This is a genomic window from Flavivirga rizhaonensis, from assembly GCF_004791695.1.
Taxonomy (GTDB): domain Bacteria; phylum Bacteroidota; class Bacteroidia; order Flavobacteriales; family Flavobacteriaceae; genus Flavivirga; species Flavivirga rizhaonensis.
Genome location: NZ_SRSO01000009.1, coordinates 78275 through 101908, shown reverse-complemented (window position 1 = coordinate 101908; position 23634 = coordinate 78275). Strand labels below are relative to the sequence as shown.

Genomic DNA, 23634 nt, shown 5'->3' with positions numbered 1-23634 from the left:
AAACAGGTTGTTTTTGGATTTAAATTAGTATTAACGTAAAAATTTACATTCCAATAAAAACTTGAGTCAGGAAAAATAATTCTCCAGTTAATTATGGACAAAAAGCCCCTTGAATTAATATTGAAAAAATATTTAATGACATTATGACATTTTTATAATATTGGCAGTACTTTTGCCAACTAATTTTAGTATTTGTATAAAATTTAAATGCAGTAATGAGTAAGAAAGAAAAAACTAACGATATAGAAAACGATCAAATAGACGGTGTACAAAGCGAAACTGTTGATGTTGAAGAACAGGTTGTTGAAGAACAAACTGTTGAAGAAAAGCTTCAAGAAGAATTAAAACAAGAGAAAGATAAGTTTCTACGATTATTTGCTGAATTTGAAAATTATAAACGTCGTACTTCAAAAGAGCGCGTTGAGTTATTTTCGACAGCGAGCGAAGACGTTATGAAAACGTTGTTACCAATTCTTGATGATTTTGAGCGTGCATTAACTCATATAGAAGAAGATAAAGAAGCAGAAGAGTTACGTAAAGGTGTTTTGTTAATTTACCAAAAGTTGGTAACAACTTTAGAACAAAAAGGATTAACAGCTGTAAAAGTTGAAAAAGGAGATGCTTTTAATGCAGACGATCATGAAGCTGTGACTCAAATACCAGCTCCTAGTGACGATTTAAAAGGAAAAATTATTGATGTTATCGAAAAAGGGTATAAACTTGGTGAGAAAGTGATTCGTTTTCCAAAAGTTGTTATAGGGCAATAAAATATAAACATGGCTAAAAGAGATTATTACGAGGTTTTAGGAGTTAGCAAAGGAGCAACCTCTTCAGAAATAAAAAAAGCTTACCGAAAAAAAGCTATAGAATTTCATCCAGACAAGAATCCGGATGATAAAGAAGCAGAAGCTAAATTTAAAGAAGCAGCGGAAGCCTATGAGGTGTTGAGTGATGCCGATAAAAAAGCACGTTACGATCAATTTGGTCATCAAGCCTTTGAAAATGGCGGTGGAGGCTTTGGTGGAGGCGGCATGAATATGGATGATATTTTTAGTCAATTCGGAGATATTTTTGGTGGTGGTTTTGGTGGCGGTGGATTCTCTGGTTTTGGCGGTGGTGGAGGCCAACGTCGTGTAAAAGGAAGTAATCTTCGTATTCGTGTAAAATTGACTTTAGAAGAAATTGCTAATGGCGTAGAGAAAAAAGTAAAAGTTAAGCGTAAAGTTCAAGCACCAGGAACAACCTATAAAACATGTTCAACATGTAATGGTAGCGGTCAAGTAACACGTATAGCAAATACTATTCTTGGTAGGATGCAAACATCAGCACCGTGTAATGTTTGTGGAGGAGCAGGGCAAACTCTCGATAAAAAGCCAAATGATGCCGATTCACAAGGTTTAAAAGTTGTCGAAGAAACGGTTTCCATAAAAATACCCGCGGGTGTTGTAGATGGTATGCAACTTAAAGTGTCTAGTAAAGGTAATGAAGCACCAGGAAATGGTGTTTCTGGAGATCTTATAGTCGTTATTGAAGAGGAAAATCATGATAAATTACAGCGAGAAGGCGATAATTTACACTATGATTTATATGTAAGTTATCCAGATGCTGTTTTAGGAACTTCTAAAGAAATCGATACCGTAACCGGTAAAGTGCGTATTAAAGTAGAAGCAGGTGTACAATCTGGCAAAATTTTACGCTTACGCGGAAAAGGTATACCAAGTATAAATGGTTATGGTAAAGGAGATTTATTAGTTCATGTAAATGTTTGGACACCAAAAACGTTGAATAAACACCAAAAAGAATTTTTTGAGTCTATGAGAAATGACGAACATTTTGAGCCAAAACCAGAAAGTTCTGATAAATCATTTTTTGAAAAAGTGAAAGATATGTTCTCGTAATAAGAAGAACATTTTTTAGTAATAAGGACAAGGATTATGCACGCAAATTTTTTAAACTACAAAAGAAAGTTCTCTTATAGTTTTGTTATTATTATGTAAAAAATAACTATATTTGAATTATCACTAATTTATTTTAGTGGTAATTTTTCTTTTTCATAGCAATTTTTTTCCCATCCTTAAATCGTTTAAGGGTGGGTTTTGTTTTTATAAAGTTAATCCTTTTATTTAAAGTCTTTTATAGTATTATTTAATATGTTAGTTTATAACATTTAATATATTTACATCAATCAAGTCAATTAAAAAATAAGAATGAAGAACTTACTAGAAGTCTCCGAAGTTTCTAAAAACTTCGGAGACTTTAAAGCACTTAATAAAGTGTCAATTACAGTTCCTAAGGGCAGCATATTTGGTTTGTTAGGACCTAATGGAGCAGGTAAAACAACACTCATACGAGTTATTAACCAAATAACTATGCCAGATTATGGGAAAGTACACTTAGATGGCGAATTACTTAACCCTGTTCATATAAAAGATATTGGTTATTTACCCGAAGAAAGAGGGCTTTATAAATCTATGAAAGTAGGGGAGCAGGCTTTATATTTGGCCCAATTAAAAGGTTTAAGCAAAGCAGAAGCTAAAGCACGATTAAAATATTGGTTTGATCGCTTAGAAATTGGAGATTGGTGGAACAAGAAAATTCAAGAGTTATCTAAGGGAATGGCTCAAAAAATACAATTTGTGGTCACTGTGCTACATCAACCTAAGCTTTTAATTTTTGATGAACCATTTTCAGGTTTCGACCCTATAAATGCCAATTTAATTAAAGATGAAATTTTACGTCTACGAGAAGAAGGTGCCACTGTTATTTTTTCAACCCACAGGATGGAATCTGTAGAAGAACTTTGTGATGATATAGCATTGATCCATAAATCGAATAAAATTCTTGATGGAAAATTGATTGATATAAAACGAGATTATAAAATAAATACTTATGAAGTTGGTATTCGGATAAATAATAAAGAAGGTTTAGAACAGGAATTAGCAAATAAATTTGATATTTCTGAAGCTAATTTTAAAACGTTAGAAGATGAATTAAAATTAAACATAAAACTATCTCAAACGGATACACCAAATGATTTATTAAGTTATTTAACTTCAAAAGGAGAGATATCTCATTTTGTTGAATTAATACCAAGTGTAAACGATATTTTCATTCAAACAGTACAGAATAATTAATTTGTATGAACCATTTATCTCTCATAATTAAGCGTGAATATTTAACGAAGGTTAAAAATAAATCATTTATAGTGATGACTATTTTAAGTCCAATTATAATGATAGCACTGGTTGCAGTTGTTGCTTATTTATCACAATTAAATAATGATAAAGTGCGTACGATTTCTGTTTTAGATGAATCAGGACTTGTACAAGACATTTTCAAAAATTCAGAAAAAACAACCTATCACATTCTAGAGAACATATCTTTAGAAGATGCTAAAAATATATCAGAGGAAACCGCCTCTTATGGACTACTACATGTGGGGAAGCTTGATTCTGTAGAATCCGCTTCAATGCATATTAAATTTTATTCAGAAGAAACACCTTCGCTTACATTAATTTCTAGTTTAGAAAGTAAGTTAGAAAAGACGTTCACAAATATAAAACTACAACAGCAAGGTATAGATGTTGATTTAATTAATGCTTCTAAAATAAAAATAGATATAGCTCAGGAAAGTTTTGAGGGTGAGAAAACATCAAAACTGGATAGTTTTGCAAGACTTGGTTTCGGTATTGCTGCAGGGTATTTATTATTCATGTTTATTATTATTTACGGTAATATGATTATGAGGAGTGTTATTGAGGAAAAAACTAGTAGAATTATTGAAATTATTATTTCATCTGTAAAACCTGTACAATTAATGCTAGGAAAAATAATTGGTACCTCTTTGGCAGGAATTACACAATTTGTTATTTGGATGATTTTTGGAGGTCTTTTAATGACTGTCGTTTCATTAGTTATCGGTATCAACCTATTTGATTCAGCAGGACCTCAACAAGAACTAATACAATTAGCATCAGAAGGCTCTGGTTTTAATTTTTATTTTGAATCTTTTAAAACAGCACTGCAAAATTTACCATTAATGAACCTTATAATAGCCTTTATATTGTTCTTTATAGGAGGATATTTGTTATACAGCTCGCTCTATGCAGCAATCGGAGCAGCAGTAGATAACGAAACGGATACCCAGCAGTTTTTATTACCAATTATGATGCCTTTAATTTTGGCAGTTTATATTGGTATCTTTACAGTAATTGAAGACCCACATGGCACAGTATCTACGGTATTTTCTTTTATACCATTAACATCTCCTGTGGTTATGCTTATGCGGATTCCTTTTGGAGTACCTCTATGGCAACAATTGGTGTCATTATTGCTATTGGTTGGTACATTTATGTTTACAGTCTGGTTTGCAGCAAAAATTTATCGCGTAGGTATTTTAATGTATGGTAAAAAACCAAGTTATAAAGAATTGATAAAATGGATTAAATACTAAGATGCAAGAAGAAGTAACTAATAAAATAGAAGAAAGTGTAGAAGAAATAGGAGATGTTATTACAAAAAGCTCTGCATGGGAAAAGGTAGTTGACTTTCTGGAATTCAAGATTATAGATTTTACATATGGTACTGGGGATGATGTGCATGATATTGTTCTTAGGGTAAAATATGTATTACTCGTAGCAGCAGTTATTATTATTACTACGTATCTTTTAAGATGGGTTAAAAAATTGGTAACCAGAAAAATGCCGGTTGAAGATAAAGCAAAATTTAATTCCGTTTTTTCTTTTGCTAGGTGGATCATTTATATCATCGTCATGCTTATTGTTTTTGATTCAATAGGTGTTAATGTTACAGCTATTTTTGCTGCATCTGCCGCTTTATTAATAGGCGTTGGTTTAGCATTACAAACATTATTTCAAGATATTATTTCAGGTGTTTTTATCCTTATTGATCAATCTGTACACGTAGGGGATATTATTGAGTTAGAAGGTAAAGTTGGACGGGTTGAAGAGATTAAACTTCGAACAACAAGAGCAGTGACTATTGATAATAAAGTATTAGTGATTCCCAACCATTTATATTTAACCAATAGTTTGTATAACTGGACACAAAATGGAACCATTACAAGAGAAAGTGTAGAAGTTGGCGTAGCTTATGGTAGTGATGTGGAACTTGTAAAAAATTTACTTTTACAAGTAGCTTCAGAAAATAAAAATGTTTTAAAGTATCCTGAGCCTCTAGTTCTTTTTACAGATTTTGCAGACAGTTCACTCAATTTTAAATTAATTGTTACTATTAATGATAGTTTTCAAGCCGCTATTCCGAAAAGTGATTTAAGATTTTCGATCGATAAAATATTCAGGGAAAATAATATAACTATTCCGTTCCCCCAAAGAGATATACATGTCATTTCTCAGCAAAAAGAGCTATAGAAAATGAGAAAGATTTAAAAAATATATAAAATTTGAGTGTGGATGGTGTATATTCCCATCTATATTCTTTTAAACTTAAAGAAAATGCCGAAAATATTAGTAATAGAAGACGAAGCAGCGATTAGACGTGTACTAGTTAAAATTCTTTCAGAAGAAAATGATACCTATGAGGTAGAAGAAGCTGAAGATGGTTTATTGGGAATTGAAAAAATAAAAAGTGATGATTTCGATTTAGTGCTTTGCGACATTAAAATGCCAAAAATGGATGGTGTTGAAGTTTTAGAAGCTGTAAAAAAGATTAAACCTGAAACACCTATTGTTATGATTTCTGGGCATGGAGACTTAGACACAGCTGTTAATACCATGCGTTTAGGGGCTTTTGATTATATATCGAAACCACCAGATTTAAACAGATTGTTAAATACAGTTCGTAATGCTTTAGATAAAAAAGAATTGGTGGTTGAAAACAAACTTCTTAAAAAGAAAGTAAGCAAGAACTTTGAGATGATTGGAGAAAGTGAAGCGATTTCTCATATAAAAAATATCATTGAAAAAGTGGCACAGACCGATGCCCGTGTCTTAGTTACTGGACCTAATGGAACAGGAAAGGAGTTGGTAGCACATTGGTTACATCAAAAAAGTGACAGATCTAAAGGTGCTATGATTGAGGTTAATTGTGCTGCAATACCTAGCGAACTTATAGAAAGTGAGCTATTTGGTCATGTTAAAGGCGCTTTTACAAGTGCCGTTAAAGACAGAGCTGGTAAATTTGAAGCAGCAAATGGAGGGACTATCTTTTTAGATGAAATTGGAGATATGAGTTTACCTGCTCAAGCTAAGGTACTTAGAGCTTTACAAGAAAGTCGTATTCAACGCGTAGGGAGCGATAAGGATATAAAAGTGAATGTTCGTGTGGTAGCAGCAACTAATAAAGATTTAAAAAAAGAAATAGCTGAAGGAAGATTTCGTGAAGATTTATATCACAGACTAGCTGTTATATTAATTAAAGTTCCGGCTTTAAATGATAGGCGAGATGATATTCCTTTATTAGTAAATCATTTTACAAAAAAGATTGCTAGCGAACAGGGAACAGCTAAAAAATCGTTTTCAGATAAAGCTATTAAATTATTACAGGATTACGATTGGACAGGAAATATAAGAGAATTACGTAATGTTGTTGAGCGTTTAATTATTCTTGGAGGTAAAGAAGTAAGTGAAGAAGATGTTAAATTATTTGCTTCTAAGTAAATAATAGAATTATTTATAAAAAAATAGGCTATCTAAATAATTTAAATAGCCTATTTTTTTGAATTTGATTTTACTTATTCTTCGCAATCATTTATTAATGATACGTATTCAGAAGCCATAGTTTTAATGCGAATCATGTAATGTGCTTTCACTTCTTCAATATTTTTTTCTGTCATATCTTCTAAAGATTTATTATCCCTAAAAGGTTTGTAATTGATACATCCGCAAATATTTAAGGTTTCGTTGTAAGTATTAATGTTTGATGAAATAGCATTTTCGTAAGAAAGGATTAATTTTTTCTTCTTTATTAGTAATTCTTTTTCTTTTTGCTCAGCTAGTTTCATTTTGATTTGCTGTTCTTTAAGCTTTAAAGCTTCTTGTTGCTGTTTTAGTCTTAACTGTTCGTTTTGTAAGTCGGTAAGGTCATCACCTCCTTGGACTTGAGCCACAGCAAGATCTCCATTATCTTCATTAGAAGGAATAGCAGCAGAACATTTATCAATTTCTATAACACTGTTTTTACTGTAATCTCTAGCACGCTTTACAAAAAAACGACCATTTTCAAAAGTTTCAGCAGTATCTACCTTTGCTAATAATTCTATACATTTATCTGTAAGTTCTAATGCAGCTTTACAATTACAATTAGTAAACTCCTTTTTAGCAAGTTTAAAAGATTCTAAAGACCTGTTAGCATAATATTGTAAATGATTTATATTATTGGAATCATAAGAATCCTTAACATGTGAGTAGGCACTAACTAGATATGAATTGGCATAGTCACAATCACCCTGTCCGTTAACAACAAACGACGTGATTATAAATAGTATAAAGTAATAATTTTTCATAACATTTGGTTTTATACGATAAATAGGGGTTGCAATGTATTAAAAACATTATAAAAAACAATGAATTTTACCGTTATAATATAAATTTAATACGATAAAATGCATTTAAACGAATTTTTTGTAAGATTAAGATTTCAAAATTGAAATTTATAAAATTGTTTATATGGTATTATTTATGGTTTCTATAAACGTATCTATTTTAAGTTTTACTTCATTATTGATAAAATCATTTTCAATGTATACGTGAATATCTCCTAAATAATTCATACCCAAGTAGTTTGCAGATTCTACAAATGGCATAGAAAACCCTTCTTTTAAGTCATCAGAATTACTACTACTAATCATGGTCATATTTTTACCACGTAATTTTCTTCCAGTGTCTTTATGTACTCGTATTAAATCGGAAATTCTATCAAAAAATACTTTTAAAATACCACTCATACTATACCAGTAAACAGGTGTAGCAAAAATTATGGTGTCATAGGTTTCAATAATATGTGTTATTAAACCTAAAAAATCATCGCCTTTATTTTTATACTCATAATCATAATGACCAATGTTTTTTGTTCTTAAATCAATAACGTCCATATCGTTATTTTTAGCTATGTAATTAACTATTTTATTAGTGTCTCCGTGGCTTCTGGAACTTGCTTGTATTATGACGCTTTTTTTCATAATTATTAAAAATATATAATCAAAATAACAATTTTAAAGGAGCCCGTTTAACAGTTTTCAATAGAAACAATTAATAGTTAATATGATATAATCGATTGCATTTTATATATTTAATCCATATAAAATTTTAAAAATGGACAATTACAAAGTAACTACAAACATATCGTTAAAAAATTCTGAAACTAGAGCTGTAATTGATAATGCTGAAAAAGAATTAAAAAGTGTTAGAAAAAAATTAGGTAAACTTCAAGATACGCTTTATGCACACGGTAAATATGCAGTTTTAGTATGTTTACAAGGTATGGATACCTCGGGTAAGGACAGTTTAATACGTGAAGTCTTTAAAGATTTCAACGCACGTGGCGTTGTGGTTCATAGCTTTAAAGTTCCTACACAATTAGAACTTAAACATGATTATATTTGGAGGCATTATATAGCTCTACCTGCTCGTGGTAAATTTGGTGTCTTTAACAGAACTCACTATGAAAATGTATTAGTAACAAGAGTGCACCCTGGTTATATTTTAGGAGAAAATATTCCAACAGTAAATTCTATTGATGATATTGATGATGCTTTTTGGGACAAACGTTTCGAGCAAATTAATAATTTTGAGAAGTATATAGCAGAAAGTGGGACCATCATTTTTAAGTTTTTCTTAAACCTCTCCAAAGAAGAACAGAAAAACAGGCTATTACGTCGTTTAGAAAAACAAGAAAAAAATTGGAAGTTTTCTCCTGGTGATTTAAAAGAGCGTAAACTTTGGGAAAAGTATCAAGAATGTTATGAAGATGCCATAAACAGAACCTCTAAACCGCATGCTCCGTGGTATACTATTCCAGCTGATGACAAACCAACAGCACGTTACATGGTAGCAAAAATAATGTATGATGTTTTAAGTACATATAAAGATATACAGGAGCCTGAGCTTGATGATGATATTAAGGCAAATCTTAAAATGTATAAAGAAGAATTAAACAACGAGTAAGCATATTACTTGAAGTAACAATTGTTTTATGATTTCTTTTAGATTTTTAGCTTTTAATAAGTAGTATCTTTAAACCTAAAAAATATTATATGAGTAAATTAAAATTGTTGCTTTGCCTTTTAGGGATCATATTTTCAGTTAATACATACGCTCAAAATGATGCAGAAGTCCTGAAAAAAATCTATAAAAACGCTTTAACTAATGGTAAAAGCTATGATTGGCTAAATCACCTGTCTAATCAAATAGGAGGACGCCTATCGGGGTCTTTGAATGCAGAGAAAGCAGTTAATTATACCAAAGAAGAACTCGATAAATTAGGTTTGGATAAAGTTTGGTTACAACCAGTCATGGTTCCTAAATGGGTACGTGGTTTTAAAGAACATGCATTTATAGAATCTGAGAAAGGAAAAACGACAACTGTTAATATTTGTGCATTAGGAGGCTCCGTTGCGACTGCTGCACTTGGCTTAAAAGCAAATGTCGTAGAGGTTAAAAACTTTGAGGAATTAGAAACGCTAGGAAAAGAAAATATTGAAGGCAAAATAGTGTTTTATAACAGACCGATGCAGGCTGATTTAATTGATACATTTGAAGCTTATGGCGGATGTGTTAACCAACGTTATAAAGGGGCTATTGAAGCCTCAAAGTACGGAGCTGCTGGTGTTATTGTTAGATCTATGAATTTAAGATTAGATGATTTTCCTCATACGGGAAGCATGACTTATGGAGACATACCTGTAACAGATAGGATACCGTCTGCGGCGATAAGCACTAATGATGCTGAATTATTGAGCACCATGCTAAAACTTGACAAATCAATAAAATTCTATTTTAAACAAAGCTGTAAACAGCTAAAGGATGTCTTGTCTTATAATGTTATTGGGCAAATAACAGGAAGTGAATTTCCAAATGAATATATGATTGTTGGCGGACATTTAGATTCTTGGGATTTAGGTGATGGCTCTCATGATGATGGTGCTGGTGTAGTACAATCTATGGATGTGCTGCGCTTATTAAAAGAATCAGGAATAACACCAAAAAGAAGTATAAGAGTTGTACTGTTTATGAATGAAGAAAATGGATTAAGGGGCGGAAAAAAATATGCAGAAGTAGCCAAACAAAAAGGAGAAAATCATGTGTTTGCTTTAGAGAGTGACGCAGGTGGTTTTACACCGCGAGGATTCTCTTTTGATTGTAATGATGCAAGTTTTAATCAGGTTTTAAGTTGGCAACCGTTATTTAAACCGTATTTAATCCATTATTTTGAGAAAGGACACAGTGGAGCAGATGTCGGACCTCTTAAAACAGAAACCAATGTATTAGCAGGGTTAAGACCAGATTCGCAACGTTATTTTGATCATCACCATGCTAGCAATGATACATTTGATGCTGTTAATAAGCGCGAATTAGAGTTAGGAGCTGCAACGATGACAGCATTAGTTTACTTATTTGATAAATATGGCGTTAATCCCATTATAAATGAGAAACAAATAAAAAAATAATATACAAATTATGTGGGACGAGAAACTAAAAGTTTATGATCAACTCGTTGAGAAGTGCTCGAGATTTGATCGCAAAGGAAAAACAATGCCGTATACTTCTGCTAATGGCCATATGTTTTCTCTCTTTAATAAAGATTGCGAAATAGGCATTAGATTTTCAAAAGAAGTCCAAGAAAAATACATAAAAGAATTCAATTCGTCCATATATAAATCTTACGGAGCGGTTATGAAAGGCTATGTATTGATCCCTGAAAACATGTTGGAGGATTTAGATAATGTATCTCGTTATTTAGATGAAAGCTACGATTACGTAATGTCACTAGAACCAAAATAAAAATGAAAAAACTTACTATGATGTTTGCCTTACTATTTTCAACATTTGTAATGGCACAATCCGAAGAGGAAAAATTACCTTATTATGAAATACCAAATCATCCAGAGAGCTATACAGCAGGAACTGTGGCTGCTAGAATGGTAGATGGATTGGGATTTCGCTACTATTGGGCTACAGAGGACTTACGTAGCGAAGATCTTGCATATAAGCCTAGTGAGACTGGACGTACCAGTGCAGAGACTATTGATCATATTTTAGGACTTTCTAACTTTATTCTTAGTTCAATATTAGAAAAAGGAGAAAGAAATAAAGATAAAGAAACTTCATTTGAAGAAAAAAGAAAGAAGACCCTATTGAATTTTAAGAAAGCCTCTGATATTTTAAGAAACATGGATGATGTGTCTCAATTTGATAATGACAGATTTCCATTCTGGAATATTATTAACGGGCCGATAGCTGACGCTTTATGGCATTGTGGTCAGGTAGTTCTGCTTCGTCGTGCTTCAGGAAATCCTTTTAATTCCAAGGTGAGTGTTTTTACTGGGAAATTGAGAGAATAATTTATATACAAAAGATAAAAGGCGTTTTTAACATACATTAAAAACGCCTTTTTATTTTAATTAATTTTTTGTTTTTATTGGATAGTTAGGTCGCTCCATAGTTTTCGGAGGGTTTTCTTTTAACTCTTTTAAAGCGACTTCAATAGCTTTTTCAAGTTGTGGGTCTTTACCATTTATAACTTGTTCTGGCCATTGTTCAATCTCAATATCTGGAGCAACACCTTCATTTTCAACTCTAAATCCATCTTTTGTATAAAAAGCCACGTTTGGAGCAGTAACGCTACCGCCATCAATAAATTCTGGATATCCTAAAACACCTACCAAGCCTCCCCAGGTACGTTTACCGACGATAGTTCCTAGTTTAAATTTTCTAAATAACCATGGTAAATAATCACCACCAGAACCAGCAGTTTCATCTGTTATCATAACTTTAGGCCCTTGTATTGAGGCACTAGGCGACTTTAAATCTTTACCATAACGGAAGTTCCAATATGCCTGTTCAGGTTTTTTCAACATGTCTATATAATAATCAGCCAATTGTCCTCCACCATTAAAGCGTTCATCAATAATGATTGCTTTTTTATTTGCTTGTGGGAAGAAGTAGCGTTTAAAGTATTCATGTCCAGCTCCTGCTGTATTAGGCACATACACATAAGCAACTTGACCGTTAGTCGCTTTGTCAACTTTTTTAATATTGTTTTCAATCCATGCTCTATTTCTCAAAGATCGTTCATTTCTTATCGGAGTTACCTTTACGCTACGTGCGTTTGATCCGTTTGAGTTTGAACTAACTTTAAGTGTTGTGATTTTATTAGCTGTATTTTCGAAAAAACTATAAAGATTATCTTTAGAGCTTACATTTTTACCATTCACAGCAAGTATATAATCTCCAGTGTTTACATTAACTCCCGGTTCTGTTAAAGGAGAACGCATGTTTGGATTCCAATTTAAACCACCATATATTTTTTTAATGCGATAGCGATTGTTTTTTACTTCATAATCAGCTCCTAACAGACCGCCATTAATCCTTTGCGGATTATTCATGCGGTCACCTCTGCCTTGAAAACGGTGATGCCCAACAGCTAATTCGCTAAACATCCAACCCATCATTCTGTATAAATCACTTCTACAAGCAACATGTGGTAAAAAAACTTCATATTTGGTTTTCATAGCATTCCAGTCTACACCGTGCATTCCTGGATCGTAAAAATAATCTCGGTTTACTCTCCAAGCCTCATTAAAGATGTTTTTCCATTCTGCAACAGGGTCGATTTTTACTTGCACATTAGATATGTTTATTAATCCGTCTTCAGGTTTTTTACCAGTGTCTGTGATTCCTATTTTACCATGAACTCTATACCCCATTTTATCACCTTTGGCTGCAATTTCATAATAATCTGCAGGCATGATACTTTCATCTTTTCTTTCTTTTAAATCATATTTATGCAACGTTGTAGTGTTTGCATGTGGTGTTCTTGATAAATAGTATAGTTGCCCTTCTTTTGCAATGCCTAAATCTTGATAAATACCTGAAGAAATAGGAATATCTACAATTCTGTTTTGTATACCATCCCAATCTATTTTAAGTGTCTCAGTTTCTTCTTTTTGATCTTTCTTTCCCTTTTTCTTGTTCTCTTTTTCTTTTTCTTCATCATCTTCAGGCGAATCCTCTTTAATTTCTTCAACATCATTTTCTTTTGCGAAAGGAGATACTGTTTCTTTTTGAAGTGTTACCAAATAAATAGAATTGCTTAATTCCATATCTTGATTAGATTGATCAAACCAATTAACCACAGGGCCTGCATCGGTAGAAGCAATCATATAAAGATATTTTCCACTGGGATCGAAAACAGGATCGGATATATTCGATAAACCGTCAGAAAGTGTGAAAGACTTATTTTCTATAAGTGAATAGAGGTGAACTTGCTCAAAATTGGTTTCGGTAATTGTGGTGTATGCAATCCAATTAGAATCTGCAGACCAATCTCCAAAAAGCTCTCTAAAAACTCCGGGAGTATATAACGCATCTGATGCTATTTTACTTGTTTTATCAGTAGTTAAATCTAGTACATATAACGTTCTTCCGTTATCAACAAAAGTTATTTTATTATTATCTGGCGACCAATATATATTGGCATAAAAGCCATGACCTGTCAGCGGTACTTTTTTAGTGTTTCCGTTACTAACATTTTGAATATGTAGCGCATATTCACCAGAAGCATCAGAAAAATAGGCAATCTGTTTTCCATTTGGAGACCAGGCCGGATACTTTTCATGAACTCCTGGCGTATTGGTAATGTTTCTAGGGTCGCCTTTCTTTGCTGGAATGGTAATGATATCTCCTCTAAAATCTGCAACAAAACGCACACCAGAAGGAGAAATAGAACCGCTTCTTATATAACGATTGCCAGATACATAACGAGGTCTTAATTCTAATAAATCTGTAGTAATATTGATGTTAAGCTTCGTTGCATTTCCAGATGCTATATTGTAAACATGTAAATAGCCTGCTTGTTCAAATATGACATCATTTTTACCAGCAGATAAATTAATAATAGAGAAATCTTTAAACTGGGTTAATTGATTAATTGACTTTGTGTTTACGTTATAACTATATAGGTTAAATTCACCGTCTCTATCACTTCTAAAATATACATGATCTCCAGACCATTGTGGCGTGCTATCGTTACTGCCTCCTGTAGGTTTTGAAATTTCTTCTACTTTATGTGATTTTGTATTATAAATCCATATACGGGAAATCATGCCGCCACGATAGTGTTTCCATTGGTTAAAAGCATCGTAAAGCGGTGTATAAGCTATATGACTTTCATTACCTGAATAGCTAGCCCAAAACCCATTAGGGATTTCCAGTTGCGTTACAGCACCACCGTTTGTTGATATGGTATAAAGCTTAAAATGTCTGTTATTATAGCTATTCCGTTGAGAAGCAAATAATACTTTAGAACCGTCTGCAGAAAAATCACGAACTAAGTCATTGTAGGGGTGCCAAGTAAGTCTTTTTGGGATTCCTCCGGAAACGGGTACTATAAAAACGTCTGTATTACCATCATACTGAGCATTGAATGCTATTTTAGTACCGTCTGGTGAAAATATAGGAGTTGATTCAATCCCTTCATCAATAGTAAGTCGTTTGGGGTTAGAACCATCTTTATTGGCTACCCATAGATCTTCGGCATAAATAAAAGCAATATGTGTATCGCTTATAGCTGGTTGAGATAATAAGCGAGTGCCCTGAGCATGACTTTTTATTGATGAAAATAATGTCATAGCAAAGATTATACTTAGAGCTGATGAGGTTTTGATTGATGTTTTCATTAAGATATAGTTTTAATAATTATACTAGAAAATGGTTATATGTTGGTTAGTACAATTTGACTTGTTTTTTCTGATTTGAATAGTTTTTAAATAGAAATCAGTTTCGCTTTTAAAGACTCTTTTAATTTTTAATATTTAGTTTTTTAAATATACCATAAATAATAGTTAAAACAGCTATTAACACACCCGTTGCTATCATTTCATCAATAGATAAATTAGATAAAAAATATAAAATAATACTGATTGAAAGTATAGGGATTATAAAGCCTCCTGGGATTTTGAATTCACCTTCTTTATATTGTTGTGACTTGCGTAATTTCATAACTGATAATGCCACGCCTAAATAAATAATTAACATAGCACTACTAGCAATGATTGCTAATTTTTCAAAACTGCCAGTAGCTGAGAGTGTAAAGCCAATAACGGCATATATGATGATTGCTATATAAGGAGTCTTAAATGACTTATGAATTTTAGAGAATGTTTTTAATGGGATAACTTTATCTCTTGATAGCGCGTATATGACTCTGGGATTGTTAAGTATGGAACCACTTAAAAAACCAAACATAGAAACAACTGCTCCAATAAATAATAAGGTGTATCCAAAAGGTCCAAAAACTACTTTAGCAGTTTCGGCAAGTGGTGCAGCTTTAAAACTTGGTAAATCACTACCTAAAACACCTTGTGATACTGTTTGTATTAAAATATAGACACCAACTACAGTTAAAATACTAATAAAGATAGCTTTAGGAACTGTACGCTTTGGGTTTATAACTTCACCACCTACAACAAGACCAGTTTCAGCACCTTGAAAGGCAAAGAATAGAATAAGCGATGTTTCTCCTAGTTTTTTAATACTTGGCATAGTATCAATATACAAATTGCTAAAAGAGACTTCTTTCCAGCCTATGAGTACTAGTAAAAGTAAAGGGATTAATTTGGCAAGCGTGTTGAATTTAACAAGGCCTATACCTTGCTTTAATCCAATAATGTTGATATAAGCTAATCCAAAGAAAATTATAAATAGAAATGATAATCGAACCCAGTCATTTTCAAAAATAGGATACCCCGATGCTAATATATTTACTAAAGCATTGGATACAGCTGCATCTGCAAACAAGGTGCCAATAATAGCAAAAATACCCCCTAAAAAACCAGCATAATTACCAAAAGCTGTTTCAATGTAAGTGTAAGGACCACCAGTATTAGTTACTTTGCTACCTGCTTCAGCAAAACATAACATAACAAGTGCTATTAAAATACCGCAAAACATATAAGCGACAATACTAGAAGCTCCCATTTTAGAAGCTATAACAGCAGGTAGAGCAAAAATACCTGCACCTATAATGATATTGATAATATTGGCAGATAAACCTAAAACACCAACACTTCTTTTTAATCCTTCTTCTTTATTATTCATATTATAAGTAGCTTAACCACCATTTATCTTTATTATTTACTTTATATATCATGTATTTTTTAGATGGAAAATAAAGAAGCGCTATAACACTTATCCATACTAGATAAACAACAAATAATGAATACCCGTAATTAGCAAGATTAGGGTTACTAAAAGCGTTTGAAGATAATATTAGGTCTTTCCAGTTCCCTCCTAAAATTACAAGACCAGCAATGGCTAAAATATGAATAGTGAATATATGAAGGAAATAGTAAAGTAATGGCACACGTCCAAATACTAAAAAGAAGTCTGAGACTTTATTCTTAACAGTTTCTATGCCATATAAGAATAATAACGAAGGTCCAATAGTTATTAATACATATACTAAAGAAGGCGGATATTTAGTTACATTAAAAAAAGATAATATAGTTTTTATTGTAGTATTTTGAGTTGACCAAGGTACTAAATCACCATAAATATTGAGGCTTCTTAGGATAAAGAATAAAACTATAGAGCTAATACCCAAAATAGCTAACCATTTTTTACGAACAGCAACGTTAAAACCTTTCTTATAAAAAGAACCAAAACAAAAACCCAAAGCCATGACTCCAATCCATGGAATAATCGGGTAAGCAAAAACCAGAATACGAGTAGAGTTAATGGGTAGAAACTGTTGTTGGTGCAATATATACCATAGTATGGATTTAAAATTGTTTCCTTGCACAGTTATACCATCTAAAGTATTGTGACCAGCTACTAATAGGATACCAATGATTAGTATAACTCTTATGGGTAGATAAATTAAAAAAGATAGAAAAATCATACTTAAACCAATAGCCCAGATTACCTGAAGTACCATAAAGCTATATGTTAAATCAAACCACCATAATAAATTATTTAATACTATTTCTAAGAGAATAAGCCATATGCCTCTGGTCAATAAAAATTTAAATAACTGGGGTTTGGTTTTTTTTGTACCGTATAGAAAAGCAGAAGTACCTGCTAAAAATACAAAAACAGGCGCGCAGTAATGAGTTATAAACCTAGTAAAAAATAAAAAGGGAGTTGTCGTGTCTAAGTTTGTGGGATCACTACTAAAAGCACCTAAATGAAAAAAGTCTCTAACATGATCTAATGCCATAATGACCATCACAACTCCTCTTAATATGTCTATGGATTCAATACGGGTAGTTTTTATTTGAACCACTCTTTGTTGTTTTTTAATCGCTGTAAGTAGGAAAGATAAAATAAATCGAAGACATATCAATGTTAAAATTTATTGCATATAAAAAAATGAGGCTGTCTAAAAAGTGTCATTCTGAATATTACCTTCGAAACAAAATATATTTTGTTTCGAAGGTATCAGCGAAGCTGTGAAGAATCTCTTTAAAATATATGACTCTGATTATGAGTGAAATAAGATTCTTCGCGTTGCTCTGAATGACAAGATTAACCACTTTTTAGACAGTCTCATAACTATTAAGAACAAGGTGTTATGTCATTATTTTACTAAAACTTTTTCTTTTTTTGTACTAAAATCGACCTCAATTTGATTTTTAGTAATGTCTTCAAAAGTTTCTCTTTTTCTAATTAAATGTGCTTTGTTTTTATACCATAAAACTTCTGCAGGACGATATCTGGAATTGTAATTACTAGTCATAGAGAAGCAATAGGCGCCAGCATTTTTAAAGCATAAAATATCACCTTCATTAATCTCATTGATACGTCTGTTATTTCCAAAAGTATCTGTTTCGCAAATATAACCTACAACGGTGTAAAAACGTTCACGTCCTTTAGGGTTCGAAATGTTTACAATATCATGGTGAGATCCATAAAACATTGGTCTAATAAGATGATTAAATCCAGAATCTACTTGGGCAAATACCGTAGAGGTTGTTTGTTTAACAGCATTTACTTTGGTTAAAAAGCTTCCGGATTCACTCACTAGAAATTTACCAGGCTCAAAAGCTAGGGTTAAATCTTTTCCATAATTTTTGCAAAATTCGTTAAATCTTGCGGATAATTTTTTTCCTAACTCTTCAATGTTGGTTTCAATATCACCTTGTTTGTAAGGCACTTTAAAACCAGAGCCAAAGTCAATGAAATCTAGATTTTTAAATTGTTTTGCAGTTTCAAATAATATTTCACTGGCATATAAAAAGACTTCAATATCTAAGATATCGCTACCCGTATGCATATGAATACCATTAATAGTCATTTGGGTATTTTCTACAATACGCAATATGTGTGGTATTTGATGAATAGAAATTCCAAATTTAGAATCGATATGTCCAACTGAAATATTACTATTACCACCTGCCATAACATGTGGATTAATACGGATACATACAGGTGTTTTTGGATGTTTTGTTCCAAATTGTTCTAATATGGAAAGGTTATCAATATTAATTTTAACACCTAGTTTTGCAGCTTCTTCTATTTCTGATAAGGATACACCGTTAGGCGTGAAAATAATCTGCTCTGGTAAAAAACCAGCAGCGAGGCCAAGTTGAACTTCTTGAATAGATACCGTATCTATACCTGATCCTAGTGAGTTTAAAAGTTTTAATATAGATATATTAGAAAGCGCCTTAACTGCATAGTTAATCTTAAGTTTTTTTACATTTTTAAAAGCATTTGTAAGTCTTTTGTATTGATTTTCAATTTTTTCAGCATCATACACATAAACGGGACTTCCAAAATCTTGTGCAATTTTCAGCAATTGATTTTCTAACATAATTTTTCTAATTTTCTTCAAAGATATTTTATTCGAATAAATAAAAAATAATTAATTAAAAAATTATACAAATTAAACAATATGTTAATTATTTAACATATGTGTTTTACCATAATTTACTGTGGGTAAGTTTTCATAATTAAATATTAGGGTAAGTAATTGCTATTATTTACATTTGCCTTTCTTAAAACGATTACGCGAATTATGAATTTACACGAATATCAAGGTAAAGAAATATTAAATAGTTTTGGAGTACGTATACAACGTGGTATAGTAGCTCAAAATGCTAATGAAGCAGTAGCTGCTGCAAAACAATTAACAAACGAAACTGGAACAAGTTGGCATGTTATTAAGGCACAAGTTCATGCAGGTGGTCGTGGTAAAGGTGGTGGTGTGAAACTAGCCAAAAACTTGCAAGAGGTTGAAGAGATAGCAGGACAAATAATTGGAATGAATTTAATTACACCTCAAACATCTGCAGAGGGTAAAAAAGTACATCAAGTTTTAGTTGCTGAGGATGTTTATTATCCAGGTGAAAGTGAAACAGATGAGTTTTATGTGTCTGTATTGTTAAATAGAAGTACTGGACGCAATATGATCATGTATTCTACTGAAGGCGGTATGGATATTGAAACTGTAGCAGAAGAAACTCCAGAATTAATATTTACAGAAGAGATTGATCCAACCGTTGGTTTATTACCATTTCAAGCGAGACGCGTCGCTTTTAATCTTGGATTATCAGGGTTAGCATTTAAAGAAATGACAAAATTTGTTACTGCTTTATATACAGCCTACGTAAAGTCTGATTCTTCTTTATTTGAAATTAATCCTGTTTTAAAAACAAGTGATAATAAAATAATGGCTGTAGATGCTAAAGTGACTATTGATGACAATGCACTTTACAGACATAAGAATTACATTGATTTACGTGATGTACGTGAAGAAAGCGCGATAGAAGTAGAAGCTGGAGAGCTAGGGCTCAACTATGTAGATCTAGATGGAAATGTGGGTTGTATGGTAAATGGCGCTGGGTTAGCCATGGCTACTATGGATTTAATCAAACAAGCAGGCGGGGAGCCAGCTAACTTTTTAGATGTTGGTGGTACTGCAGATGCAGCTCGTGTGGAAGCTGCTTTTAAGATTATATTAAAAGATCCAGCAGTAAAAGCGATCTTAATTAACATCTTTGGTGGAATTGTGCGTTGCGATCGTGTAGCACAAGGTGTGATTGATGCTTATAAAAACATGGGAACTATAAATGTGCCTATCATTGTACGTTTACAAGGAACGAATGCTGATATCGCTAAAGATTTAATAGATAATTCTGGTTTGGACGTTATGAGTGCCACAGAATTTCAAGAAGCAGCAGATAAGGTACAACAAGTTTTAGCTTAGTACTTTGCTTTATATAAATAAAAAGAGCAACAATTAATTGTTGCTCTTTTTTTGTGGTTTAGATTTATTTTCTACAGGTTTCTTTTTGGAATTTGGTGCTTTAGAAGTTTTTGAATTTAATTTTTTTTCGGGCATCGGACCTCTTAAATGGATAACAAGTCCATTTAAAAAATTACGTAAAATTTGATCGCCACATTCCATATATTTGGGATGGTCTTCTTTTCTAAAAAAGGCCCCAAGTTCACTTTTAGATATTCTGAAATCAACCAGACTTAAAATTTTTACAATATCATCATCGCGAAGTTTTAAAGCAACACGTAATTTTTTTAAAATATCATTATTTGTCATAAGATTGATTTCTACTTTTTTTAATACTTAAATTGTTCAATTAATTTGTCAGAATATATCTTTCTCGCGTTTTCTTAGCATTTACAAAGATACCTTAAATATTAATTTTTAATGACTTGTATTAAAGATAAGTTTTTTGTATTTAATTATTTGTTTTACAGGTATTTATGTTTATTTTTTTCACTGAAAATAAATTTATCTAAATGACGAAATGCAATTTTATTAGATGAATAAAATACAGTTATTGATGAAATAAATAAAAGTTACGACCAAATACCTCCCGTTTTTCGATAAGTTACATTATATACACGATTATTAAATTACTCTTCTATGTACCTTTATAGTATAATTAATTAATCCCCTAAACAATGATTAATAGAGTAGAGAAATTGAGTCTTTTATCCGAAATGATAGCATTTGCTAAATATGATAAAGACATAAAGGAAATAGAATATAACTTTTTATTAGGTGTTGCAAAACAGCTTGATATAACAAGAGAAGATTTTGATTATTTGATAGAGCACCCTGTTATGTACACGCATTTAAAATCTCATAGTGAGCGTATTGTACAGTTTCATAGATTGGTATTATTAATGAATATTGATCAGGAAGATGATAATAATTCAGCAGGAGCTATAAAATTATATAATTTCGGTTTACGTATGGGACTAAGTCATGAGTCCATTACTAAGGTACTATATTTAATGGAAAGTTTTCCAAATAAAATTGTACCACCAGATGTGTTGATTGATATTTTTAAAACGCAATACAATTAATAATAATCTGCTAAGTTTTATTAATGTGTATTTTATTTGAGGACCTCATTATGAGGTTATGGAAAAGCTAAAAGTTTAAACTTTTAGCTTTTCTAGTTTGTCTTGGTAACTTTTAACTTCGTCACGTAATTTTGCTGCAACAATGAAATCTAAAGCTTTTGCAGCTTCTTCCATTAATTTACGTTTTTCTCGAATTTTCTTTTCTAGTTCTGGTTTCGTTAAATAGTCACTTTCTGGCTCTGCAGCTTTTAAAGCTTCTAATTCGTAACTGTATGTGCTTACCGAATTTTTAGATAAAGCATTATCTAAGCTTTTATTGAGCGCTTTGGGCGTCATATTATTTTTTGTGTTGTAAGCAATTTGTTTTTCGCGTCTGTAATTCGTTTCATCAATGGTTTTTTGCATACTATTAGTTATTTTGTCTGCATACATAATGGCTTTTCCATTTAAATTCCTTGCAGCTCTACCTACAGTTTGTGTTAAAGAACGTGTAGAACGTAAAAAGCCTTCTTTGTCGGCATCTAAAATAGCAACAAGAGAGACTTCTGGTAAATCTAAACCTTCTCTTAAAAGGTTTACTCCAACTAAAACATCAAATAATCCTTTACGTAAATCTTGCATAATTTCAACGCGCTCTAAGGTATCTACATCGCTATGAATATAACGACAGCGCACTTGTATTCTGTCTAAATATTTGGTTAACTCTTCGGCCATTCTTTTGGTAAGTGTTGTAACCAATATGCGTTCATCTTTCTCAATGCGTTGTTGTATTTCTTCAATTAAATCGTCGATTTGATTTAAACTTGGGCGTACTTCAATAATAGGGTCCAATAAACCTGTTGGACGAATGACTTGCTCGATATATATACCATCTGTTTTTTGTAGTTCGTAATCAGCAGGAGTGGCACTTACATAGATCACTTGATTTTGGATGGCTTCGAATTCTTCGAATTTCAACGGACGATTATCCATCGCTGCGGGAAGTCTAAAACCATATTCAACCAGATTTTCTTTTCTGCTTCTATCACCGCCATACATAGCATGTACCTGAGAAATAGTGACATGGCTTTCATCTACAACCATTAAATAATCATCAGGAAAATAATCTAATAAGCAAAAAGGTCGCGTACCAGGTAATCTACCATCAAGATAACGTGAATAATTTTCTATACCCGAGCAATAGCCTAATTCCCGAATCATTTCTAAATCGAATTCAGTGCGTTCTTTAAGTCGTTTTGCTTCTAAATGTTTACCTATTTCTTTAAAGTAATCATGTTGTTTTACCAGATCGTCCTGAATATCTTTAATAGCTCCTTGCAATACTTCTGGCGAAGTCACAAACATGTTTGCAGGATAGATGGTTAGTTGATCGTATTTTTCGAGAACTTCATTGGTCTGAACATTAAAAGATTCAATATCTTCGATTTCATCTCCAAAGAAGTGAATTCTAAATGCATCATCGGCATAACTAGGGAAGATGTCTACCGTGTCACCTTTTATTCTAAAGTTACCATGTTTAAAATCGGCTTCAGTTCTAGAATATAAACTTTGTACTAATTGATGCAATAATTTTGTTCTTGAGATAACCTGATCACGTTTTAGAGCTACTACATTTTTTTGAAACTCAATAGGATTTCCTATACCATAAATACATGAAACCGATGCAATTACGAGCACATCGCGACGACCAGAGAGTAGCGCAGATGTGGCACTTAAACGCATCTTCTCAATTTCTTCGTTTATGGATAAATCTTTTTCTATGTATACCCCAGAAACAGGAATGTAGGCTTCCGGTTGATAATAATCATAATAAGACACAAAATACTCGACAGCATTATCTGGAAAAAACTGTTTAAACTCTGAATATAATTGAGCTGCTAACGTTTTGTTATGTGCTAAGACTAAAGTTGGACGTTGTACTTCTTCTATAACATTAGCAACCGTAAAGGTTTTTCCAGAACCTGTTACACCAAGTAATGTTTGATATTTTTCATTAGAAGTAATACCATCAACAAGTTGTTTTATGGCTTGTGGCTGATCGCCTGTAGGACTAAATTCGGATTCAATTTTAAACTGCATTCTACAAAATTAAGCAAAATATGAA

At 32.2% G+C, this 23634-nt stretch carries 20 protein-coding genes; 12 read left to right on the top strand and 8 right to left on the bottom strand.

What is annotated here, in order from left to right:
- Positions 1-215: 215 nt before the first annotated feature.
- From EM932_RS08545 to EM932_RS08520, 6 genes are all read left to right on the top strand, one after another.
- A complete protein-coding gene (locus EM932_RS08545; RefSeq protein ID WP_135876764.1) occupies positions 216-767 on the top strand; it encodes a nucleotide exchange factor GrpE in 552 nt (183 codons plus the stop codon).
- Positions 768-776: 9 nt separating this feature from the next.
- Complete coding sequence (gene dnaJ, locus EM932_RS08540; protein WP_135876763.1) at positions 777-1898, top strand: molecular chaperone DnaJ; 1122 nt, start codon at positions 777-779, stop codon at positions 1896-1898.
- Positions 1899-2207: 309 nt separating this feature from the next.
- A complete protein-coding gene (locus tag EM932_RS08535; protein ID WP_135876762.1) occupies positions 2208-3134 on the top strand; it encodes an ABC transporter ATP-binding protein in 927 nt (308 codons plus the stop codon).
- 5 nt (positions 3135-3139) lie between these two features.
- Complete coding sequence (locus EM932_RS08530; protein ID WP_135876761.1) at positions 3140-4453, top strand: ABC transporter permease; 1314 nt, start codon at positions 3140-3142, stop codon at positions 4451-4453.
- 1 nt (position 4454) lies between these two features.
- Complete coding sequence (locus EM932_RS08525) at positions 4455-5390, top strand: mechanosensitive ion channel family protein (protein ID WP_135876760.1); 936 nt, start codon at positions 4455-4457, stop codon at positions 5388-5390.
- An 84-nt stretch (positions 5391-5474) separates the two neighbouring features.
- A complete protein-coding gene (locus EM932_RS08520; protein WP_135876759.1) occupies positions 5475-6638 on the top strand; it encodes a sigma-54-dependent transcriptional regulator in 1164 nt (387 codons plus the stop codon).
- A gap of 74 nt (positions 6639-6712) precedes the next feature.
- On the opposite strand, the gene EM932_RS08515 is transcribed toward EM932_RS08520, so the two are convergent.
- Both EM932_RS08515 and EM932_RS08510 read right to left on the bottom strand, forming a co-directional pair.
- Positions 6713-7483, bottom strand: a complete 771-nt coding sequence (locus tag EM932_RS08515) for a hypothetical protein (RefSeq protein WP_135876758.1) — start codon at positions 7481-7483, stop codon at positions 6713-6715.
- 159 nt (positions 7484-7642) lie between these two features.
- A complete protein-coding gene (locus tag EM932_RS08510) occupies positions 7643-8158 on the bottom strand; it encodes a flavodoxin family protein (protein ID WP_135876757.1) in 516 nt (171 codons plus the stop codon).
- A 133-nt stretch (positions 8159-8291) separates the two neighbouring features.
- On the opposite strand from EM932_RS08510, the gene EM932_RS08505 reads away from it, so the two are divergent.
- From EM932_RS08505 to EM932_RS08490, 4 genes are all read left to right on the top strand, one after another.
- Entirely contained in the window at positions 8292-9143 is an 852-nt protein-coding gene (locus tag EM932_RS08505) for a PPK2 family polyphosphate kinase (protein WP_135876756.1), read from the top strand.
- 89 nt (positions 9144-9232) lie between these two features.
- Positions 9233-10645 carry a M20/M25/M40 family metallo-hydrolase gene (locus tag EM932_RS08500; RefSeq protein ID WP_135876755.1) on the top strand — a complete coding sequence of 471 codons (1413 nt, stop codon included), beginning with the start codon at positions 9233-9235 and terminating at the stop codon, positions 10643-10645.
- 85 nt (positions 10646-10730) lie between these two features.
- Positions 10731-10979: a hypothetical protein gene (locus tag EM932_RS08495; RefSeq protein WP_246040976.1), complete on the top strand. Its 249-nt coding sequence runs from the start codon at positions 10731-10733 to the stop codon at positions 10977-10979.
- A 2-nt stretch (positions 10980-10981) separates the two neighbouring features.
- Positions 10982-11539, top strand: coding sequence for a hypothetical protein (locus tag EM932_RS08490; RefSeq protein ID WP_211344269.1), 558 nt, complete (start codon positions 10982-10984; stop codon positions 11537-11539).
- 60 nt (positions 11540-11599) lie between these two features.
- On the opposite strand, the gene EM932_RS08485 is transcribed toward EM932_RS08490, so the two are convergent.
- From EM932_RS08485 to lysA, 4 genes are all read right to left on the bottom strand, one after another.
- The gene (locus tag EM932_RS08485) at positions 11600-14875 is read right to left on the bottom strand and encodes a S41 family peptidase (protein WP_135876753.1); all 3276 of its coding nucleotides are present in this window, start codon (positions 14873-14875) and stop codon (positions 11600-11602) included.
- Between the two features lie 121 nt (positions 14876-14996).
- A complete protein-coding gene (locus EM932_RS08480; protein WP_135876752.1) occupies positions 14997-16295 on the bottom strand; it encodes an APC family permease in 1299 nt (432 codons plus the stop codon).
- Position 16296: 1 nt separating this feature from the next.
- Positions 16297-17481, bottom strand: coding sequence for a DUF1624 domain-containing protein (locus tag EM932_RS08475; protein ID WP_135876751.1), 1185 nt, complete (start codon positions 17479-17481; stop codon positions 16297-16299).
- A gap of 294 nt (positions 17482-17775) precedes the next feature.
- The gene (gene lysA, locus EM932_RS08470; RefSeq protein WP_135876807.1) at positions 17776-19011 is read right to left on the bottom strand and encodes a diaminopimelate decarboxylase; all 1236 of its coding nucleotides are present in this window, start codon (positions 19009-19011) and stop codon (positions 17776-17778) included.
- A gap of 204 nt (positions 19012-19215) precedes the next feature.
- Between lysA and sucC the strand changes: the two genes are divergently transcribed.
- Positions 19216-20406: an ADP-forming succinate--CoA ligase subunit beta gene (gene sucC / locus EM932_RS08465; protein WP_135876750.1), complete on the top strand. Its 1191-nt coding sequence runs from the start codon at positions 19216-19218 to the stop codon at positions 20404-20406.
- Between the two features lie 33 nt (positions 20407-20439).
- Here the strand turns inward: sucC and EM932_RS08460 are convergent, their stop codons facing one another.
- A complete protein-coding gene (locus tag EM932_RS08460; RefSeq protein WP_135876749.1) occupies positions 20440-20754 on the bottom strand; it encodes a DUF1456 family protein in 315 nt (104 codons plus the stop codon).
- A gap of 368 nt (positions 20755-21122) precedes the next feature.
- Here EM932_RS08460 and EM932_RS08455 point away from each other — a divergent pair, with 368 nt between their 5' ends.
- Positions 21123-21530 carry a TerB family tellurite resistance protein gene (locus tag EM932_RS08455; protein ID WP_135876748.1) on the top strand — a complete coding sequence of 136 codons (408 nt, stop codon included), beginning with the start codon at positions 21123-21125 and terminating at the stop codon, positions 21528-21530.
- A 75-nt stretch (positions 21531-21605) separates the two neighbouring features.
- Here EM932_RS08455 and uvrB read toward each other — a convergent pair whose 3' ends face one another.
- Positions 21606-23609 (bottom strand): excinuclease ABC subunit UvrB, encoded by a 2004-nt coding sequence (uvrB, locus tag EM932_RS08450; RefSeq protein ID WP_135876747.1) that lies wholly within the window; start codon positions 23607-23609, stop codon positions 21606-21608.
- Positions 23610-23634 lie beyond the last annotated feature (25 nt).

Coding starts and splice junctions, on each gene's coding strand:
- EM932_RS08545 (WP_135876764.1), top strand. CDS start 216: ATGAGTAAGAAAGAAAAAACTAACGATATAGAAAACGATCAAATAGAC.
- dnaJ (WP_135876763.1), top strand. CDS start 777: ATGGCTAAAAGAGATTATTACGAGGTTTTAGGAGTTAGCAAAGGAGCA.
- EM932_RS08535 (WP_135876762.1), top strand. CDS start 2,208: ATGAAGAACTTACTAGAAGTCTCCGAAGTTTCTAAAAACTTCGGAGAC.
- EM932_RS08530 (WP_135876761.1), top strand. CDS start 3,140: ATGAACCATTTATCTCTCATAATTAAGCGTGAATATTTAACGAAGGTT.
- EM932_RS08525 (WP_135876760.1), top strand. CDS start 4,455: ATGCAAGAAGAAGTAACTAATAAAATAGAAGAAAGTGTAGAAGAAATA.
- EM932_RS08520 (WP_135876759.1), top strand. CDS start 5,475: ATGCCGAAAATATTAGTAATAGAAGACGAAGCAGCGATTAGACGTGTA.
- EM932_RS08515 (WP_135876758.1), bottom strand. CDS start 7,483: ATGAAAAATTATTACTTTATACTATTTATAATCACGTCGTTTGTTGTT.
- EM932_RS08510 (WP_135876757.1), bottom strand. CDS start 8,158: ATGAAAAAAAGCGTCATAATACAAGCAAGTTCCAGAAGCCACGGAGAC.
- EM932_RS08505 (WP_135876756.1), top strand. CDS start 8,292: ATGGACAATTACAAAGTAACTACAAACATATCGTTAAAAAATTCTGAA.
- EM932_RS08500 (WP_135876755.1), top strand. CDS start 9,233: ATGAGTAAATTAAAATTGTTGCTTTGCCTTTTAGGGATCATATTTTCA.
- EM932_RS08495 (WP_246040976.1), top strand. CDS start 10,731: ATGCCGTATACTTCTGCTAATGGCCATATGTTTTCTCTCTTTAATAAA.
- EM932_RS08490 (WP_211344269.1), top strand. CDS start 10,982: ATGAAAAAACTTACTATGATGTTTGCCTTACTATTTTCAACATTTGTA.
- EM932_RS08485 (WP_135876753.1), bottom strand. CDS start 14,875: ATGAAAACATCAATCAAAACCTCATCAGCTCTAAGTATAATCTTTGCT.
- EM932_RS08480 (WP_135876752.1), bottom strand. CDS start 16,295: ATGAATAATAAAGAAGAAGGATTAAAAAGAAGTGTTGGTGTTTTAGGT.
- lysA (WP_135876807.1), bottom strand. CDS start 19,011: ATGTTAGAAAATCAATTGCTGAAAATTGCACAAGATTTTGGAAGTCCC.
- sucC (WP_135876750.1), top strand. CDS start 19,216: ATGAATTTACACGAATATCAAGGTAAAGAAATATTAAATAGTTTTGGA.
- EM932_RS08460 (WP_135876749.1), bottom strand. CDS start 20,754: ATGACAAATAATGATATTTTAAAAAAATTACGTGTTGCTTTAAAACTT.
- EM932_RS08455 (WP_135876748.1), top strand. CDS start 21,123: ATGATTAATAGAGTAGAGAAATTGAGTCTTTTATCCGAAATGATAGCA.
- uvrB (WP_135876747.1), bottom strand. CDS start 23,609: ATGCAGTTTAAAATTGAATCCGAATTTAGTCCTACAGGCGATCAGCCA.